Consider the following 18,140-nt stretch of genomic DNA (forward strand, 5'->3'; position numbering starts at 1 on the left):
GAACGGCCAATCTGCTGTCAGCGGCTGGCACGCCACAGCGCGATACGATCACGCATGCGATATCCCTGAATGAGGGCGGGCATGAACCACGGATTGCCTCGATAGAACGGGATGAAGGCCGGCGGCCGAAAGTCAAAGGCCGTGCGTGCCCGCTCCTCATGGCCCATAAGCTTGTGAGCCGCACGCATACCGACCCACGGCGCCCAGACCACACCCGAACCGCAGAAGCCACTGGCGTAGACGACACCGTCCTTCTCGAAGATGCGGGGAATCATGTCGCGGTTCATGGCCACATTGCCGAACCAGCTGTGCGAGAGGCGAACGGCCTCCAGCTCCGGAAACAGATTTGTCAGGCCTTTGCGGAGAAACAGCTTCGGAGCCACGGGATCGCCGACGCGGGAGCTGTCGCGGCCGCCGAGCAAGATGCGTTTGCCATCGGGCGAAGGCCGATAATAGAAGCCGACTTCCCGGTTCTCGGTGATCATCATGCGTTTCGGCATCAGCCGCGCCATGACTTCGGGAGCGAGCTCCTCGGTCGCAATGATCCGGCTGCGAACCGGGACCAGCCGACGGCGCAGGAAGGGCACGGCACCATCGGTGTAACCGTTGGTACACACCAGCACCTGACGCGCCTGCACCGGACCGGCCGCGGTGACCACGCGGAAACCGGAGCCATCTCTGTCGATCGAGATCACGGGCGTCCGGGCGTGGACTGTCAATCCGGAAGCGAGCGCGACGCGCAGCAGTTCGGCGTGGAATTTCGCCGGGTGCAGTCCACCGATGTCCATCCGAACCGTACCGCCGCGATAGACATCGGTGCCGATGTACTTGCGCTGCTCGGCATAGGGAACTGCGTAAGCTTCGATCCCAAGTTTCTTTGCGAGCCTCTCCGCGGTGCGCGCCATGGCCTCGTATTGCTCATAGCCGAAGGCCCCCTTGAACTGCCCCACCGGCTGGAAGTCGCAGGCGAGGCCTTCCGTCCTGATGAAATCGTACAGGAACTCGCGCGCGGCCTTGCCTTCCGCCTCGATCGCCAGCGCCTTCTCGTCTCCGAACCGGCGCGTGAGCGTCGCGTAATCGGGCCGAATGGATCCGCTGGTGATACCGCCGTTGCGCGTCGAGGCTCCTTCGCCAGGGTCCATGGCATCATAGGCCGCAACCGAGCGGCCCTCGCGCGCCAGCACCAGACCGGCCGAGAGCCCTGCATAGCCCGCGCCCACGATCAACACGTCGAGCTTCTTGGCTATTGGCTGCTGAGGCGGCGGCTTAAGCGGCGCGGCTTCCCACCAATAGGGCGTGGCCTTCTCGGCAACTCTCGGCGCGTGCATGGCTTTTCTTCTCGTATGGTTGATAGGTTCAGCCGCGACTCGGTTGAAATCGTTCAGATGTGGTCGTTTCGAACGTCGAGGGCATCCCGCAAGCCATCGCCGATGAAGTTGAAGCTCGTCACTGCCATCGTAATGGCGGCACCGGGAATGATGGCCAGCCAGGGAGCGCTCGCCAGATATTGCTGGGCGCCATTGAGCATGTTGCCCCAGCTGGGCAGAGGCGGCTGGATGCCGTAGCCGAGAAAGCTGATATAGGCCTCCAGAAGGATCGCGCGCGCGACGGCCAGACTTGCGGCGACGATGATTGGCCCCATGGCATTGGGCAGGATCTCGCGGAACATGATGTGCGCCCTGCTAAGCCCGACCATGCGCGCAGCCTGGACGAACTCGCGCTCGCGCAGCGAACGGACCTCGGCCTCGACGATACGCGCAGTCTCCATCCAGCTCGTGACGGCAATGATCACGGTGATCATCACCGGGCTGGGCCGCAGCGTTGCGGCCAGCGCCAGCACGAGAAAGATCGAGGGATAGGACAGGAAGCCATCCACCGTGCGCATCAGCGCCGCCCCGACCCAGCCGCCGCGGTAGCCGGCCATCACGCCGACGAGCGTACCGATCAACGTCGAAAGCAACATCGCGGAGAATCCCACCGCCAGCGAGACGCGCCCGGCCATCAACAGCCGCACGGCGAGGTCGCGCCCCAAGGGATCCGTGCCGAAGTAATGGTGGCCTGTCAGGGGCGGAGCAAAGCGGGCGCGCAGATCGATGTGGAGCGAGTCGTAGGGTAAGGCATAGGGACCGACCGCGCACGCCAGCACGAGCAGGGTGATCATCGCGATTCCCAGGAGTGCCAGATGGTGACGCATGAAGCGGTTAACAGCGCGGCTGTTCCACCAGCGGGTCGGAGCTGCGTGCGCGACAATGGCGGTCATATCTACTGGCTCCTCTTATCTGGCGTGGGTCCGCAGGCTCAGGCCAGGCGAATGCGCGGATCGACGGTTGCGATCACGATGTCTGCGATCAGATTGCCCAACACGACCAAGATGGCCGAGAAGATCAACAGCCCCATCACGACCGGATAGTCGCTGTAGCCAAGACTGTCGAGAAACAGCCGCCCCATGCCCGGCCAGGTGAACACGGTCTCCGTGACCAGCGCGCCGGTGAGAATGCTCGGCAATTGCATTCCTGCCAGCGTGATCATCGGCAACAGCGCATTGCCGATGACATGTTTCAGCAAGATGCGGCGTTCGCTCACGCCCTTGGCCCGGGCCGTCTTGACGAAATCCTGACTCAACGCATCGAGCGTTGCCGTCCGCATGTAACGGCTCCAGATAGCGACATGAACGAGCGACAGCACCAGGCTCGGCAAGATCAGGTGATGCAGATAGTCCAGTACCGAGCCGTCGCCGATCGTGTACATGTTGCCTGCGGGCACCCAACCCAGCTTCAGGGTAAAGATGTAGATGCCGATCAGGCCGAACCAGAACGTCGGAACGGACAGCGCCACCATGGCGCCGACAGTCGCGCAGTAGTCGAAGAGGGAATAGCGGTGGGTGGCACCGCGGATTCCGATCCACGTGCCGGCTGCGATCGCCAATGCGGTGGATGTGCCCATCAGCAGCAGCGTCGCCAGCAGATGGCGACCGATCACCGCAAGCACGGAAGAGCCGTCCCGGAAAGAGTGTCCCCAGTCGCCCTGCATCAGTCGCCAGGCCCAATCGAGATACTGGATCCACAGTGGGCGATTGAGGCCCAGCTGTGAAGCGAGCCGCTCGACGTCCTTCTGGGTCATGCCGGGATCGAGCCCGAATTGCGCGAGGGGTCCGCCCGGCATGAGGTTGAGAACCGTGAAACCGATGATCGAGACGATCACCAGCAGCACGATGCTCTGGAAGAGACGATTCAGCAGGAAGGCGGACATTCGAGTCCTCCATTAGCGTGACAATGCCGTCCGCCGCGGTCCGTCCAGCAAGACATCAGCTCGCCCAATACCAGGCAAGCGCGTTCCAGGACTCCGTGCGAGTATTGCCATTCGGCACGAATCCGTTGATCCCCTTCTTGAGACCTTCGACCGAGTTGCTCTGATACAGCGGCAGGAACGGCAGGTCGCGGCGCACGAGTTCCTGTACACGAGAGTAGATCGCACGACGCGCTTCGGGATCGAAGGTGCGTGCGCCTTTGTCAAGGAGGGCATCGACCTCCGGATTTGCATACTGCGCATTGTTCGAGCCGCGGCCGCCCTTCGCTCCGATCGAGCGCGAGTGCAAGCGATTGGTGACATCCGGATCGGCGCCAATCAGATACGAGCTGCCGACGATCACGGAATCGAACTGCGATTGCATCCAGAACTCGCCCCACATCACGGCGGCCGGCAGGTTCGATATCTTCATCTCGACGCCGAGCTGCGCAAAGGTCTGTTGCAGGAACTGCTGCAGCTGCTCGCGAAGCGGATCGCCCGACGTGGTCGAATTGGAAAAGGACAGGCGAACGCCGTTCTTGGCACGAATGCCGTCCGCGCCCTTTGCCCAGCCGGCTTGATCGAGGATCTTGCCCGCACGATTCACGTCGAATTGGTGCAAGGGCAGATTGGCGTTGAAGAAGAAGGACTGCCTCGGCATGAACGTCTCCGTCGGGGTCGGCACGCCGTAATAGAGCCCCTGAATGATCGCGTCCTTGTCGATCGCCGCGTAGAGCGCCTCGCGAACGGCAAGCTCCTTGAACTGCGGGCGCTCGAGATTCAGATAGAAGGATTCGAACGAGGCTCTTGGGAGGAGCGTCACCACCCGATTCGGCAGCGTCTTGGCTTCCCCGTAATGATCGGGCGTGATGTAAGGCTGACCTACGAGATCAATGTCGCCGCTCTTGAACTGGGTGTAGAGGACCGTGAGATCGGGAATGTATTTGAAGACCAGCCTCTCGATGTGAGGGCCATCACCAAAGTATTCGGTGTTCGCAACGAGTTCGAGATGATCACCAGCAACCCTCTTGCCCCACTTGAAGGCGCCGGTACCGACCGGAGCCTGGTTGAAGGCGGCGTTGTTGGGATTGGCTTCCTTTTCGAGGATGTGCTTGGGGACGATGAAGGTTTCGGTCAGGAACGACAAATACGGCGCAAAGGCCTCTTCCATTCGCCACGAGAGCTCCGTGGGCGAGATCACCGTGATGTCGCGCACGAGGGCATGGCCGGCCGTGCGCCAACTCCGGAAATTGGGGTTCGTAATCAGTTCGAGAGTGAACTTCACGTCCTCGGCGCTGAACGGCTTGCCGTCGTGCCAGCGGACATCGTCACGCAAACGAACGCGCCATTTGAGACCGTCCTCCGAAATACCGCCGTTCTTCTGGTTCGGAACTTCCACGGCGAGGTTGGGCTGGATGACGCCTTGAGGATCGATACGGAAGAGCGCGTCGAAGACCGAGAAATGCACGCCATCATCGACTTCAATGTGGGCCATCAGCGGATTGAAGACGGTCGGCTCTTGTCCAAGTCCGACGATCACGCGGCCGGTTGGCTTTGTCGGAGAAGTGCGCGCGTGGGTAGGTTTGTCCAGCAGATTTGATCCGGCAAGGCCGGCCGCGCCGGCGATCATCAGCTGGAGTGCGCTACGCCGCGAATAGATCGATGCAGTCTTTGCTTCAGTCATGACCCCTCCTCATTTGTGGCTATGTCCGGCCAGTGTCGATTGGCTTCCAACGGCGCGGGCGCTGCTTTGCTGCTCGCCGGGGATGGCAGCGACGAGTTCTCGCGTGTAGGCGGATTTCGGATTCAGGAAGATCTGCGATGGCGGTCCGTGCTCGACGATCTGCCCTCGATGCATGACCGCGATTTCATCGCAGATCTGGCTGGCCACGCGCAGATCGTGCGTGATGAAGATCATGGATACGCCGGTCTCCCGCTGAATCTGGTCCAGAAGCTTCAAGATCTGCGCCTGGATCGATACGTCGAGCGCGGAAACCGCTTCGTCAGCGATCAGCAGCTTCGGCTTGAACATCAGCGCCCGAGCGATTCCGATGCGCTGACGTTGGCCACCCGAGAACTCGTGAGGATAGCGATCAAAGGTTCCTACATCCAGGCCGACATGGGCCAACAGCTCTCGCGCCTGCTCACATGCCGCCTTGTGAGGCACTCCGTGCGCGATCGGACCGACCGTCAGAATTTGCCCGACCGTTGATCGCGGATTGAGCGAGGCAAATGGATCCTGGAAAATCATCTGGATCTTTGGCCGAACCGGCCGAAAGTCGGGTTCGGAGAGCCGGGCAACGTCGCGTCCCTCGAACAGGATAGAGCCGCTGTCGCTGTCGAGGAGCTTGATCAACAATCGCCCGAGCGAGGATTTGCCGGAGCCGCTTTCTCCAACAACGCCCAAGGTGCGTCCCGGCGAAAGGTCGAACGACACGCCATTGACCGCGGGTACGATCCGGCGCCTACCGAACAGCGCACTGCCGCTGCGGTAGGTCTTGACCAGACATTCGACCTTCAGAATGGAGGACGCGGCCGCAGCTTCCGCCGGGACGCGGTCCTTGCCCGTCAGATGCGGCACGGCCGCGATCAGGCGGCGCGTATAGAGATGGTTCGGGGACTTCAACACCTGCTCGGCGCTCCCCTGCTCCACGCAATGCCCCTTCTCCATCACCACAACGGAATCGGCAATCTCCGCCACGACTCCGAAGTCATGGGTAATGAACATCACGCTCATTCCCTTGCGGCGTTGAATGTCGCGGATCAGTTGCAGAATCTGTGCCTGGGTCGTCACGTCGAGTGCGGTGGTCGGCTCGTCGGCGATCAGGATCGCAGGCTCCAGAGCCAGAGCCATGGCGATCATCACCCGCTGTCGCTGCCCGCCCGAGAGCCGGAACGGATACTGATGATACATGAGCGGCGGATCCGGCAGGCCCACCTCGGTCAACAGTTCTATGGCGCGGCTACGGCGGGATTTCGGCGTTCCCATGCGGTGCGCCGCCATCACTTCCTCGATCTGCGCGCCCACTGTCATCAGCGGATTGAGAGCGGATAGCGGGTCTTGGAAGATCATGGAGACCACACGGCCACGGAGATCGCGCAGACTCTCCGGCGAGAGTCCTACGAGGTCCATGCCTTCCAGACGGATTGCTCCGGAGGACACGCGGATCGACTTGGGCAAGAGGCCCATGATCGCGTTGGCCGTGACCGACTTGCCTGATCCGGATTCGCCTATGATGCAGAGGATCTGGCCGCGCTTCAGTTCAAAGGAAACGTTCTCGACGGCGTGCGCCCGCTCCATGCCTGCCGGCAAGCTCACGGTCAGGTCGCGGACCGCGAGCGCCACATCTTCCGAGGCTAAAGGCTGCGGGGCAGAGGTCATCTGAACATTCTCCCCTTTCAAGCCCGTCCCGTGAAGTTGCGGATCGGCTCTTCGGCCACTTTTGCCGCGGCCACGCTCGGACAGGTCAACAACTCGCTCATTCTGCCATTCTCCGCGCGGTGAATACGGCATGATTCAGAGCTGGCTGCTCTACAGGCAAAGGCGTCGCAGAGCGCGGGCGAGCAGTCGAATGGATCGCTCGAACAATGAGCCGAGGTCCGAGAGGCTGCCATTGGCGCCTATCGCTTCGGCAAAGGTCTCCTCCCAGACAAGGCCCATCGCGCGTCACCTTTTGAATTCTGCCCGTTGATCGACATTGATCCGGTATTCATAACTCTGACCGCTTCAATCATCCCGGAGTCGCCGAAACGCGCCAGACAGGCAGCATGAAGTTCTAAAAACGAAGCCCGATTTGGCATTTCGGTCTGCGGCTGCCGGCGCGCATGTTCGGCTGAGGTTTGCCTGCAGGTCACGAAAACGCAGATCTCATTGCAGAGACCACCCGTCAGTCTTCACGCCCATGAGATGGCGTGCAATCCAAATATCTTTGCAATAACTGCCTGCACCGCAAGCCGTAAACCGCAGGAAATTCCGCCCAACCACGAAAGTCCGAAGCGCGCCTGCCGCAGCTGCTCGGATACGATACGGCCAAGCATTGGAGTCCCAGCCCCCATGAACCCGCCACTCATGCACATCGAATCCAGCCCTTCCCTGCCTCGAGAGGCAGACGTCGTCGTGATCGGCGGCGGAGTGGTGGGCGTGTTCACGAGCTATTATCTCGCCCGTCGCGGCCTCAAGGTCGCACTGCTTGAAAAGGGCCGCATCGCCGCCGAGCAATCCAGCCGCAACTGGGGATGGTGCCGCCAACAGAACCGCGACGCGCGCGAGTTGCCGATTGCAACCAAGAGCCTCGATCTCTGGGAGAAGGTTGCCCATGAGACCGGTGAAGATACCGGCTTCCGCCGCTGCGGCCTGTTGTATTTGTCGAACGACGAAAGCGAGCTTGAGGGCTGGGCCAAGTGGCGTGACTTCGCCAGGACTGTGGGCGTTACGACGCACATGTTAAGTGCGGAAGAAGCGAGCGAACGAGGCAAGGTCACAGGCCGCAAGTGGAAAGGTGGCGTCTTCTCTCCCACCGACGGGACGGCAGATACCTCAAAGGCAGTACCCATCGCCGCGCGTGCGATCATGGCGGCGGGTGGCACGGTGCACCAGCAATGCGCGGCGCGCGGCTTGGAGCTCAGTGGCGGCCGGGTCAGCGGCGTGGTGACCGAAGCCGGCACGGTCCGGACGAAAACGGCGGTTATGGCAGGAGGCGCGTGGGCGTCCTCGTTCTGCAACCAGCTTGGAATTCGTTTTCCGCAGGCGTCCGTGCGCCAGTCCATTCTCGCCGTGGCTCCTGGCGGGGCCGGTCTGCCTGATGCCCTGCACACTGCGCTGGTGTCGCTCACGCGGCGTGGCAACGGCGGATACACGGTCGCCATCAGCGGGCGCGCGCGAGTCGATCCGACGCCGCAGCAGTTCAGGTTCGGCCGCGAATTCCTGCCCATGTTCGCCCGCCGGTGGCGAAGTCTTAGCCCTGGGACCTTCGAGGGCTTGCGGCAAGGCCATGAATCCCTGGTGAAATGGGCGCTCGATGAGGTGACGCCGATGGAGTTGAACCGGATACTTAATCCCCGCCCCGACACGAGGCAGATTCGGCTGACACATCGACGAGCTTGCAAGTTGCTGCCCGAACTCCGGGACCTCGCAATCTCAAATGTCTGGGCCGGCTACATCGACAGCACGCCGGACGGCATTCCGGCAATCGGTGAAGTTGAGTCGATTCCAGGCTTCATTCTTGCGGCGGGGTTCAGCGGCCACGGCTTCGGAATTGGCCCCGGCGCGGGGCATATGATCGCGGACATCATCACTGGTCGGGCGCCGATCGTCAATCCGCGTCCCTACAGGCCGGAGCGGCTGAAAGGGAGCGCCTGGGGCAAGGTCAGCGAGTTCTAAGAGAGCAATTTCCACGGTCCGGTGGGAAAAGATGTCGGCTGATGCTATGACATTCATATGACGCTGAACCCTCAAAGCCTTGACGCCGTTGGCACCCATCTCATGGCATTGCTATGAAGCTCGATAAGATCGACATCAGGATCCTGTGCGAACTGCAGAAGAATGGGCGGATTTCCAACGTCGAGCTCGCGGAGCTGATAAACCTTTCTCCCAGCCCATGTCTGATGCGCGTCAAGAGGCTGCAGACGGAAGGCTTCATCACCGGCTACTCCGCCCAGATTGACGTTGCGAAGCTCGGACAAACCCTGACGGTCTTCGCCGAAATCACGCTGAAGAACCACCGGCAGATCGATTTCGCTCGCTTTCTCACCACGATCGAAAAGGTCGATTCCGTCGTCGAGTGCCATCTGGTTTCGGGCGGGTACGACTATCTCGTAAAATTCATCACCGCAGGGATCAGCGAATACCAGGCGGTCATGGAACGTCTCGTCGAGATGGATATCGGCATCGACAAATACTTCAGCTTTGTCGTGCTGAAGTCGCCAATCGTGAAATCCCATCTGCCTCTCGAGAGCATCTTCAACAGCTGATGAACAGTCCTCCACCTCGGTGAGGGCTGAGTTCCACTCGCCCCCGATCGGCAGACGCGGTGATCATCCTTTCATCACCGCGCGGACGTCCTTGTCTTCGAGCGTTTGGTCGAGCGTGGTCCTTGTTCGATCGATGATGCCGTCGATGTCAGCATCCGTGCAGCAGAGCGGCGGCGCATACCCCAGCACACCCTGGGCAAAGGCGCGGATGACGAGGCCGTTGTCCCATGCGCGGTCGAAAATGCGGCGCGCCGCTTCGGCTTCCGCCGGCAGGGACGTCTTGCGCTCTTTATGGGTGACGAGCTCGATTGCGGCCAGCATGCCGCGACCACGCACATCGCCGACAAGCGGATGATCGGCAAGCGCGCGAAGGCCTTCCATCAGGCGGTGCCCGGCTTTCCGACCATTCTCCAGCAAGCCGTGTTGGTAAAGATCGAGGCACGCGAGCCCGACGGCTGCGCTGACGGGATGTGCGGAATAGGTGTAGCCGTGGCCGACCGCGGACTTGCCCGCGCCATCCGCAATCGTGTTGTAAACGCGGTCGGACATGAGAACCGCCCCCATCGGCACATAGCCCGACGTCAGTCCTTTTGCCGTGGTCATAAGATCCGGCACGACGTCGTCCTCTTCACAGGCGAAGAGCGGACCGACACGGCCAAAGCCGGTGATGACCTCATCGGCAACGAACAGAATATCGTGTTCCTTGCAAACAGCGTGCATGGCCTTCAGCCAAGACGGCGGCGGAACGAGGACGCCTCCTGAACCCTGAATCGGTTCGACATAGAAGGCGGCGACCCGATCTGCGCCCAGTTCGGCAATCTTGGCTCGCAAGGCCGCGACCGAGGCCGCAATGATAGCCTGCGGATGTGGACCGACAGGATTGCGATAAGCGTAGTGCGACGGAATTTTGTGCTGCCAGCTGTAAGGTACCCCAAATCCCGCGTGAAAGGCGGGCAGCGCGGTCAAGCCGGATCCGGCCGTCGACGATCCATGGTAGCCATACTCGACGGAAATGAACTGGTCCTTCTGCGGCGTACCTTTGGCATGATAATAGTACCGGATGAACCGGATCGTGCTGTCCACGGCATCGGAGCCGCCCAACGTGAAGTAGACATGGTTCAGATCGCCAGGTGCTAATTCAGCCAGTCTTGCGGCCAGCCGAATAGCCGGGTCGGAGCCCAATCCGAAATACCCCGTCGCATAGGGCAGTTCGAGCAACTGCCTCGTAGCCGCTTCAACGATGCTGTCCTGGCCGTAGCCGGCATTGACGCACCACAGACCCGCAAAACCATCGAGCAACTGACGTCCCGAGACATCGGTCAGCGTCGCGCCCTTCGCTGATTTCAGCACGCGCACGCCCGCCGCCTCATGGCTGCGATAGGATGCGACCGGGTGAATCAGATGCGCGCGGTCGAGTTCAATCAGCGAGTTGCTCAACATGCCGTCCTCCAGATCCCTGTGCGGCCACCCCGATGTCTTCGGGCTCACAGTAGGACGCAGAAGACAGCAGTTGCTCCTGGGCAGCCTATGGACGGAGGGCGTTTTGACTTTCATTGACGATCGAAGCGGCATCTTATGCCAGGCTTGAGGGACGGACCGGCAGCGACCGTCAAACTCGAACCGCCCCTTGGCGCAACTCTCTGCCAAAGCTCTGATCCGATACGACACAATCTGCTCCCGCCGTCGCGATAGCGGTGCTTTATCTGGTTGGCTGCTGGCTATGATGCTTGCCGTACCGACAAGCGGTGCGTGAGGATTGGAGAAGGATTCGAGCCATGGCGACGTTTAGACCCAAATACATCACCTTTGACTGCTACGGCACGCTGACCAATTTCGACATGGCCGGCGCGGCAAGGAGAGTCTATGGCTCCGAGCTCTCGTCGACCGCTATGGCAAAGCTCATCAAGGATTTTTCAGCCTATCGCCTGGACGAGGTTCTCGGCGCCTGGAAGCCGTACTTCGAGGTCGTGCACAATGCGCTGGAGCGCGCGTGCAAGCGCAACGGTATCGTATTTCGGCCGGAGCATGCGCAGCACATCAATGAAGAGATCCACACATGGGGTCCACACGCCGACGTCCCGGCGGGTCTGGCCAAGGTTGCCAGGGAGATTCCACTGGTCATCCTGTCGAATTCGATGAAGAACCTCATCATGTCGAACGTTGAGAAGCTCGGCGCCCCCTTCCACATGGTCATCACGGCGGAGGAGACCGGCGCCTACAAGCCGCAAATGAAGGGCTTCGAGTATATGCTGGACAAGCTGGGCTGCGGCCCGGAAGACATTACCCACGTTTCCTCCTCCTTCCGCTACGACCTGATGACCGCCTACGACCTGGGGATCAAGAGCAAGGTCTGGGTGAACCGCGGTCACGAGCCCGCAAATCCCTTCTATGAATATACCGAGGTCGCTGGCATCGACGGGCTTGCTGCGGCAGTCGGCCTGGAGCCCCTGCGCAAAAGCGCTTGAGCGCAGTTTCTCTCGCGGAGCTTCAGCTCTTCGAAAGCTCAAATAGAAATCGGTGCGCCGTGAAGGAAAAGGGGGCGGTACGACCGCTCCCTTCTTGTTTCAGCTACTGATCCGATGGACCGCTCAGTCCAGCCCGCCGACATGAAGCGCCTTGGTCTCGAGATATTCTTCTATCCCGAGCTGGGATCCCTCGCGTCCCAAGCCCGACTGCTTTACACCGCCGAAAGGCGCAACCTCGGTCGAGATCAGGCCTGTGTTCAATCCGACCATGCCGAACTCCAGCGCCTCGGCAACACGCCACGAGCACTTGAGGTTCTCGGTGTAGAAATAGGCGGCAAGGCCATACGGCGTGCCGTTTGCGATCGCAATGGCCTCGTCCTCGGTCTCGAAGCGGAAGAGCGGTGCGACCGGCCCGAAGGTCTCTTCTGAAGCGAGCAGCATCTCAGTCGTTGCGCCACCGAGCACGAGAGGGCGGGCATATTGCCGACCTTCCGGCACCGTTTCACTCTGCGAGATGATCTTTGCGCCCTTATTAAGGGCGTCCATGACATGCCGCTTGATCTTCTCGATCGCCGCGCCGTTGATCATCGGCCCGATCGCGACGCCGTCTTCCGTACCGGGGCCGACCTTCATTTTCGCGACCCGGCTGGCGAGCTTCTGCGCAAAGGAGTCGTAGATGCCTGCTTGCACCAGGATGCGGTTGCAGCAGACGCACGTCTGTCCCCCATTGCGGAACTTCGACGCAATCGCGCCCTCCACAGCCCGATCGAGATCTGCATCGTCAAAGACGATGAACGGCGCGTTGCCACCGAGCTCGAGGCTCAGCCTCTTGATGTTGTCGGCAGCACCTTTCATCAACAACGCGCCGACGCGGGTCGATCCGGTAAACGAGATCTTGCGGACGGTTTCGTTGGCCATCAGCTCCTTGCCGATCTCCGCCGGCATGCCGGTCACGACGTTGATCACGCCCGCTGGAATTCCCGCTCGCTCCGCCAGGACACCGATGGCGAGGGCGGAAAAGGGCGTAAACTCGGACGGCTTGATGACCACAGTGCAGCCGGCGGCAAGCGCAGGCGCCACCTTGCGCGTAATCATCGCGTTGGGGAAATTCCAGGGCGTGATGATCCCGCAGACCCCGACCGGCTCCTTCAGCACCAGGATACGGCGATCGACAGTGGGGGACGGGATCGTCGATCCGTTGATCCGGCGCGCCTCTTCCGCAAACCATTTGACGAAGGATGCTCCATAGCGGATTTCCCCGAGCGCTTCAGCAAGCGGCTTGCCCTGCTCCAGCGTCAGCAGAAGAGCCAAATCCTGCTCATGTTGCCGCATGAGCTCATACCAGCGCTCCAACAGCACTGCACGCTCGCCGTGAGCCTTGATCTTCCAATGCTTGAACGCAGCGGCCGCGGCGTCGATCGCTGCCCCGGTCTCGTCTCGGCCCATGTCGGGGATGGTGCCAAGCACTTTCTGGCTCGCAGGATCGGTGACATCAACGGTGGCTTTCGTGCTCGCATCCCGCCAAGTGCCGCCGATCAGCGCTTGCTGGCGGAACAGATCCGTGTCCTTCAATGCAATCATGGGCTTGCTCCTTGCCTTCGGGCCCGCCCCCGCCATCACTGCTTGGATTTGCGATTGGCGAGACGAAGCCGTTTCATGCGAGCAATACAGGAACGCACGCCGCATTTTTCATTGAGAATGAAGCGTCTGGCCGCGTTGAATCTGGTCAGACGCGGCCCCGAAGGTCGATTATTCTGAGGGCCGTTCTAGTGCTGCCCTCAGCATCGTCTCAGTCATAATGGCAGACATAGATCTTTCGCACGGTCTCGATCGTGCGCCAGACCCCGACGAAGCCGGGTTTCATCACAAAGCTGTCGCCGGCGCGGTACCTTCTGGTCCCACCACCCTTTTCCTCGATTTCGATGAGGCCCGAGAGAATGTGGCAAAACTCGAAGGTGGTGCCCTTGATGGAATGGGTCTCGCCGGGTGTTGCTTCCCAGACACCGGTTAGCACCTTCTCGCCTTTGGAGGCGTCCTGGGCCCAGGTCTTGAACGATGGATTGCCAGAAATGAGCCGTTCCGGAGCGGACAAGGCGTTCTTCGGTGCGAAATCCGGATTGGTGTCGATGGTGACCAGAAGTGACATGGCATTTTTCCTGTTAGTAGCCGAGTGTTCGATCGACGAGGCCGATCGGATTTCGTCCGGCGCGGTGGCGCCGGATGTTCTCTATGATCGATTGTGCCGCCGTATGCGGTTGGGTCACGGACGCGATATGCGGCGTGATGATCACCTTCGGGTGGGACCAGAGGGGATGGCTCTCCGGCAGTGGCTCGGGATCGGTGACGTCGAGCATGGCTGCTGCGAGGTGGCCACTATCGAGCGCCGCGACGAGTGCGCCCTGGTCAAGCTGTGGGCCGCGACCAACATGCAGGAGCCTCGCTCCCGCCGGCAAGAGAGAGAAGAGCCTTGCATTCAGGATGCCTCGCGTTTGCTCCGTCAGGGGCAGCAGACAGACGAGAATATCTGTTCCGCTCAGGAAGTTGCCGAGCTGACCTTCTCCATGGAAGCAGCTCACACCCTCCACTGCGTTCTTGCTGCGGCTCCAGGCCGAAAGCGGAAATCCAAACGGCTTCAGGCGATCGATCGCGGCTTGCGCCAGCATACCGAAACCGAGAAAGCCCACGCGCCGATCGGCCGCCTGAGGCGCTGCAAGGGCTTGCCATAGCCCCCTTCCCTGCTGCTGCCGATATGCAAGCATCTCGCGATGGAGGGTCAGCACGCCAAGGACGACGTATTCCTGCATCATGCGAATGATGCCATCCTCGACCATCCGCACGAGCTTCACGTGGCCGGGTATGGTTTCCGGCTTAAACTGATCAACCCCGGCGCCGATGGAAAAGAGCACTTCCAGATTGCGAAAGCGCGAGACATCGTCTGGCACGTTCCAGGTCAGCAGGTAGCGTACCTTCCCCGGGTCGATAGGTTCGCTACAATGATAGAATTCGAGATCAGGGAGCTCGCACGCAAAAGCCTCCCGGAAGACTGCCCCCCTGGCAGCATCAGAATTGAAAAGAAATGCCATCGATGCACGCCTCTGCCTCGCCTGGCGTGTCGACGACGCCGGGAAAACCGATTAGCCTCGCAAGACTTTTTGAGCATTCACGGCGGCCCACTCTGCTTGCACAGTTTGCCGAACGTCGAGAGGGTAGCTGCAAGCCGGAGTTTTCCCTGCCGAATTGCGTTGCAATACACGCTGAAGATTTCGAAAAGACGGCCCAAACAGGGGAAACCTGCTGGGTTTCCGTGCGATAGTGCGGCGAAATACGCCCGCTGCCTTATCCCTATTGTGGCGGGAGAGAAAAGACGGGATGCGGCGAAGTCCGGCATCCTAGGAAGAATGGACGAGGGAAAATGGGACGAACGGTACGCGTGAAGTCCTTTGAACTGGCCGCGAGGGACATCAATGACGTTGATGTGAAGCTGCTTCACGCGCTCTCGACTGGGGTTGGCTGGCCGCATCGACCCAAGGACTGGGATTTTTTGCGCCGCGCAGGCCATGGCATCGTCGCCGTTGATGGCATCGGGCGGGTCTTCGGCAGCGCGATGTGGTTCCCGCATGGCCACGATTTCGCGACCATTGGCTTGGTGATCACATCGCCTCGAACCCAGGCTCAAGGTACTGGCCGCTGGCTCATGGAGCAGGTGTTTGAGCGGTGTGGCGACCGGAATTTGAGCCTCAACTCGACCGATGCCGCGTATCATCTGTATCTTTCCCTGGGCTTCACGAAGGAAGCCACGGTGTATCTGTGGCAAGGAGAAGTCGTGTCACCACCCCCGCGAGTGCCGACTCTCGACGGCGAATTGAGTTCGCTGTCCACCGGGAATATCGAAGAGATCGCAGTCCTAGATGAACGCGCGTTCGGAACCAACCGTCAGAAGCTGCTTGCATTGCTTTCTGAAGGTGCGTCAATCTCCGTCCTGCGCCGGGGTGGAGAGGCGGTCGGTTATTCCATGAAGCGCGAATTCGGGCGCGGTCATGTGATCGGCCCGATCGTCGCCAGCAATGATTGTGACGCGATCCATCTCACGGCCGTGCATCTCAAGGATCTCGCCGGAAGGTTCGCCCGTGTAGATACGCGGGAGCAGACGGGTCTGTTTGCGGACTTTCTTCAACAGAGCCGCCTCGGGATGAACGACACAGTCACGACCATGTCCAAGGGACGGCGATTCCTGAACCGAAAGGAAAACGAGCCGTGGGTCTACGGATTGGCCGGTCACGCGTTGAGCTGAGGCTGTGAATCGAATCGTCCACTGAAGGTCGCCGCGCACCCATGGCGGATGCGGCCAAATGGTTTTTCTCGGCAGCGCTGCGTGCGCCAGTTCATCCACGCGCATGTCGTCGAAATCGACGGTGACGGCGGCAGAGGCTCCAGGCATCTCGACGGGCGTCCAGTCCTCAATGGCAAGAGCATTCATAGTCGGCGGGCGCCTTGACGATGAATACGAGAGAGAGAATGGTCGTTGCTGTTTTCAAAGGTGGTCCTCGACCAGGTACATGGTCCGGGTCGAGCCGAGCTGGGAAGCTGCTGCCGCGGCGAAGCCAGCGCAGTGAATCGCAAAACTCGGATTTTGCAGCACTAGTCTCGACGGGCATTGATGGCGCCGGTCCGTACGTTAGTGTCGATGGCAACCCCAACGCTCTCTCGCGGCGACCGCAGTCACAGATAGAACCTGGGTCGCTAGCTCACGAGTACAAGGCCGCACGAAACGCGTACGATCGTAGAGGGTCATAGTTTGACGAACAGAAGCGCGGAAATGGCGGAGAGAGTGCGAATCAAAATTTTCGATCGCTCCGCTTCGAACAGCTGACTCGCCGCCTCCTGCCCTGAAGGCTGTCCAGAAACCTGATCATGTGCCGCCAATGACAACCCCTCCAAACGCATCGTCGCCCATAGGGGAGCGCTACCGCCTTTCCCCACACCCGACCAACTTGCGTTACCTTCTTCAATCATTCGATTGATGCACGACGTAACGGACCGCGGCAGATCAGCCCTTGCGCAGTGCAGATGTTAGAAGGCCACGATCTCCGATATCGGCAGCGAGCAAATGATTTCGCGGAATCGAAGGGCGGCCGCGCCCCGACACCAGCATCATGATTTGGCTGTTCTGGAATTGTACCCCAAGCGATAAACTCCGGCGCGCGGCCGGTCGTTCAAGGGCGTGCAACAAGCAATGGCTGCACGTTTTCGCCTCCTGCCATGAGGGGATTAGACGGCTCGAAACGCTCCCGCAGTTCTCGCTTCCGGACAAGCGAGCGCGCATCAAGAAACGCATCCTTCAGGCTCACGGCTTGCCGGAGCGCGACGTTAAAAAAAGCATGGCCGAAATAAGTCCAGTTCGCCTTGTCCTGACAGCCGAAAGAGGGATGATTGGCATCGGCCGCCGTGATGACCAGCACATCGGGATTCGCGAGACGTGGGATAAAGACCCCAGAATAACAAGCCGAGATGACCACCACCTTGTGTCGTACGCCCGTCCTGGCGAGCATGTCAGCAAGACGAGACGGCGTAAGGGTTTGCGTGAGCCGCCCCGCCTTGATTGCAAGGCCGTCGGGAGAGCCATGCGAGGTGAGAATCAGAAAGAGAACATCCTTCTCGGCATCCAGGCGGTTGGCTGCAACCTGCAACGACCTAGCCAGCGCTTCGATCGTTGCAGTTCCGCCTTTCTTCGAATTGTATTGTACGTCGATCGCACCAGTCTCGAAACGGCCCGCTACGACCTGAGCTGCGCCAGTCGCCTCAGCTCTAAACACGCCTTGATCGCCGAAAAGACCAAAGGACACCACGCCAACCTTTCGAGCTTCCTCAATAGCGCGTACCGGCGAAACCAACGGCCCGACGATCAAAATTAAAGCGACGAACGGCGCGCCTAGCCGCCTGATCCAAGACCCAGAGGTCATGCAAAACCCCGTTTCGAGATCGCCGCTACCGAATTGCGGCTCAATACAAAAATAGCGGAATTACAGTGAATTTCCATCGTTCGGAACGGCATCTCCCCAGCCACGCTCACGCTTCGCCCCCTCGACACTTCGACACGTCAATTTGGATGCTTGATTTGCCTCAATGCTTTGCCTCTGCGCATGAGTATGTCCCGGAAGTTGCCGCAGGCGGCATCTGGCGGATGTCTGCTATTCCGCCAAAGGCGGCGGCCTCTCCCAGAATCCAAGTCCTTCGTCGGCGCCGTTCCGACCTCGCCGACCGGACCTTTTGCCCGCCGGATCACATGCACTTTCATGTCCTCGTCGACCAGCGCGCGCCGATCGCGTCATCCCTTCTAGGGCGCGCTGGCATCAAGCGGGTGAGCCTCCTGGCTTGGACGAGTTAGGCCCGCCGCGCGGGAGCGCGCGGCGGTGTGAATCG

General features: G+C 60.6%; 14 protein-coding genes. 4 read left to right on the top strand and 10 right to left on the bottom strand.

The genetic code is table 11. From position 1 onward, the window contains the following. Window positions 1–17: 17 nt before the first annotated feature. Genes P6U29_RS26025 through P6U29_RS26045 form a run of 5 tightly spaced genes read right to left on the bottom strand, consistent with a single transcriptional unit; the run spans window position 18 to window position 6,667 of the window. Window positions 18–1,328, bottom strand: a complete 1,311-nt coding sequence (locus P6U29_RS26025; RefSeq protein WP_407112940.1) for an NAD(P)/FAD-dependent oxidoreductase — start codon at window positions 1,326–1,328, stop codon at window positions 18–20. A gap of 53 nt (window positions 1,329–1,381) precedes the next feature. Continuing rightward, window positions 1,382–2,260, bottom strand: a complete 879-nt coding sequence (locus P6U29_RS26030; protein ID WP_407112941.1) for an ABC transporter permease — start codon at window positions 2,258–2,260, stop codon at window positions 1,382–1,384. A gap of 38 nt (window positions 2,261–2,298) precedes the next feature. Beyond that, window positions 2,299–3,249 carry an ABC transporter permease gene (locus P6U29_RS26035; protein WP_407112942.1) on the bottom strand — a complete coding sequence of 317 codons (951 nt, stop codon included), beginning with the start codon at window positions 3,247–3,249 and terminating at the stop codon, window positions 2,299–2,301. 55 nt (window positions 3,250–3,304) lie between these two features. Beyond that, the gene (locus P6U29_RS26040; protein WP_407112943.1) at window positions 3,305–4,969 is read right to left on the bottom strand and encodes a peptide ABC transporter substrate-binding protein; all 1,665 of its coding nucleotides are present in this window, start codon (window positions 4,967–4,969) and stop codon (window positions 3,305–3,307) included. 9 nt (window positions 4,970–4,978) lie between these two features. Next, window positions 4,979–6,667: an ABC transporter ATP-binding protein gene (locus P6U29_RS26045; RefSeq protein ID WP_407112944.1), complete on the bottom strand. Its 1,689-nt coding sequence runs from the start codon at window positions 6,665–6,667 to the stop codon at window positions 4,979–4,981. Window positions 6,668–7,339: 672 nt separating this feature from the next. Between P6U29_RS26045 and P6U29_RS26050 the strand changes: the two genes are divergently transcribed. Both P6U29_RS26050 and P6U29_RS26055 read left to right on the top strand, forming a co-directional pair. Then, entirely contained in the window at window positions 7,340–8,665 is a 1,326-nt protein-coding gene (locus P6U29_RS26050; protein WP_407112945.1) for an NAD(P)/FAD-dependent oxidoreductase, read from the top strand. Between the two features lie 113 nt (window positions 8,666–8,778). Further along, window positions 8,779–9,255, top strand: a complete 477-nt coding sequence (locus P6U29_RS26055) for an Lrp/AsnC family transcriptional regulator (protein WP_197959097.1) — start codon at window positions 8,779–8,781, stop codon at window positions 9,253–9,255. 63 nt (window positions 9,256–9,318) lie between these two features. On the opposite strand, the gene P6U29_RS26060 is transcribed toward P6U29_RS26055, so the two are convergent. After that, entirely contained in the window at window positions 9,319–10,695 is a 1,377-nt protein-coding gene (locus P6U29_RS26060; RefSeq protein WP_407112946.1) for an aspartate aminotransferase family protein, read from the bottom strand. A gap of 335 nt (window positions 10,696–11,030) precedes the next feature. On the opposite strand from P6U29_RS26060, the gene P6U29_RS26065 reads away from it, so the two are divergent. Beyond that, on the top strand, window positions 11,031–11,720 hold the full coding sequence (locus P6U29_RS26065; RefSeq protein WP_407112947.1) for a haloacid dehalogenase type II: 690 nt from the start codon (window positions 11,031–11,033) through the stop codon (window positions 11,718–11,720). Window positions 11,721–11,843: 123 nt separating this feature from the next. Here the strand turns inward: P6U29_RS26065 and P6U29_RS26070 are convergent, their stop codons facing one another. The 3 genes from P6U29_RS26070 to P6U29_RS26080 form a co-directional block, all read right to left on the bottom strand. Further along, on the bottom strand, window positions 11,844–13,301 hold the full coding sequence (locus P6U29_RS26070; protein WP_407112948.1) for an NAD-dependent succinate-semialdehyde dehydrogenase: 1,458 nt from the start codon (window positions 13,299–13,301) through the stop codon (window positions 11,844–11,846). Between the two features lie 208 nt (window positions 13,302–13,509). Beyond that, window positions 13,510–13,866 (bottom strand): cupin domain-containing protein, encoded by a 357-nt coding sequence (locus P6U29_RS26075; RefSeq protein ID WP_407112949.1) that lies wholly within the window; start codon window positions 13,864–13,866, stop codon window positions 13,510–13,512. A 13-nt stretch (window positions 13,867–13,879) separates the two neighbouring features. Then, the gene (locus tag P6U29_RS26080; protein ID WP_407112950.1) at window positions 13,880–14,803 is read right to left on the bottom strand and encodes a 2-hydroxyacid dehydrogenase; all 924 of its coding nucleotides are present in this window, start codon (window positions 14,801–14,803) and stop codon (window positions 13,880–13,882) included. A gap of 329 nt (window positions 14,804–15,132) precedes the next feature. Between P6U29_RS26080 and P6U29_RS26085 the strand changes: the two genes are divergently transcribed. Further along, window positions 15,133–16,011: a GNAT family N-acetyltransferase gene (locus P6U29_RS26085; RefSeq protein WP_407112951.1), complete on the top strand. Its 879-nt coding sequence runs from the start codon at window positions 15,133–15,135 to the stop codon at window positions 16,009–16,011. A gap of 922 nt (window positions 16,012–16,933) precedes the next feature. Here P6U29_RS26085 and P6U29_RS26090 read toward each other — a convergent pair. Next, the gene (locus P6U29_RS26090; RefSeq protein WP_407112952.1) at window positions 16,934–17,680 is read right to left on the bottom strand and encodes a C13 family peptidase; all 747 of its coding nucleotides are present in this window, start codon (window positions 17,678–17,680) and stop codon (window positions 16,934–16,936) included. Window positions 17,681–18,140 lie beyond the last annotated feature (460 nt).

This window comes from Bradyrhizobium sp. LMG 9283 (genome assembly GCF_045571415.1).
Classification (GTDB): domain Bacteria; phylum Pseudomonadota; class Alphaproteobacteria; order Rhizobiales; family Xanthobacteraceae; genus Bradyrhizobium.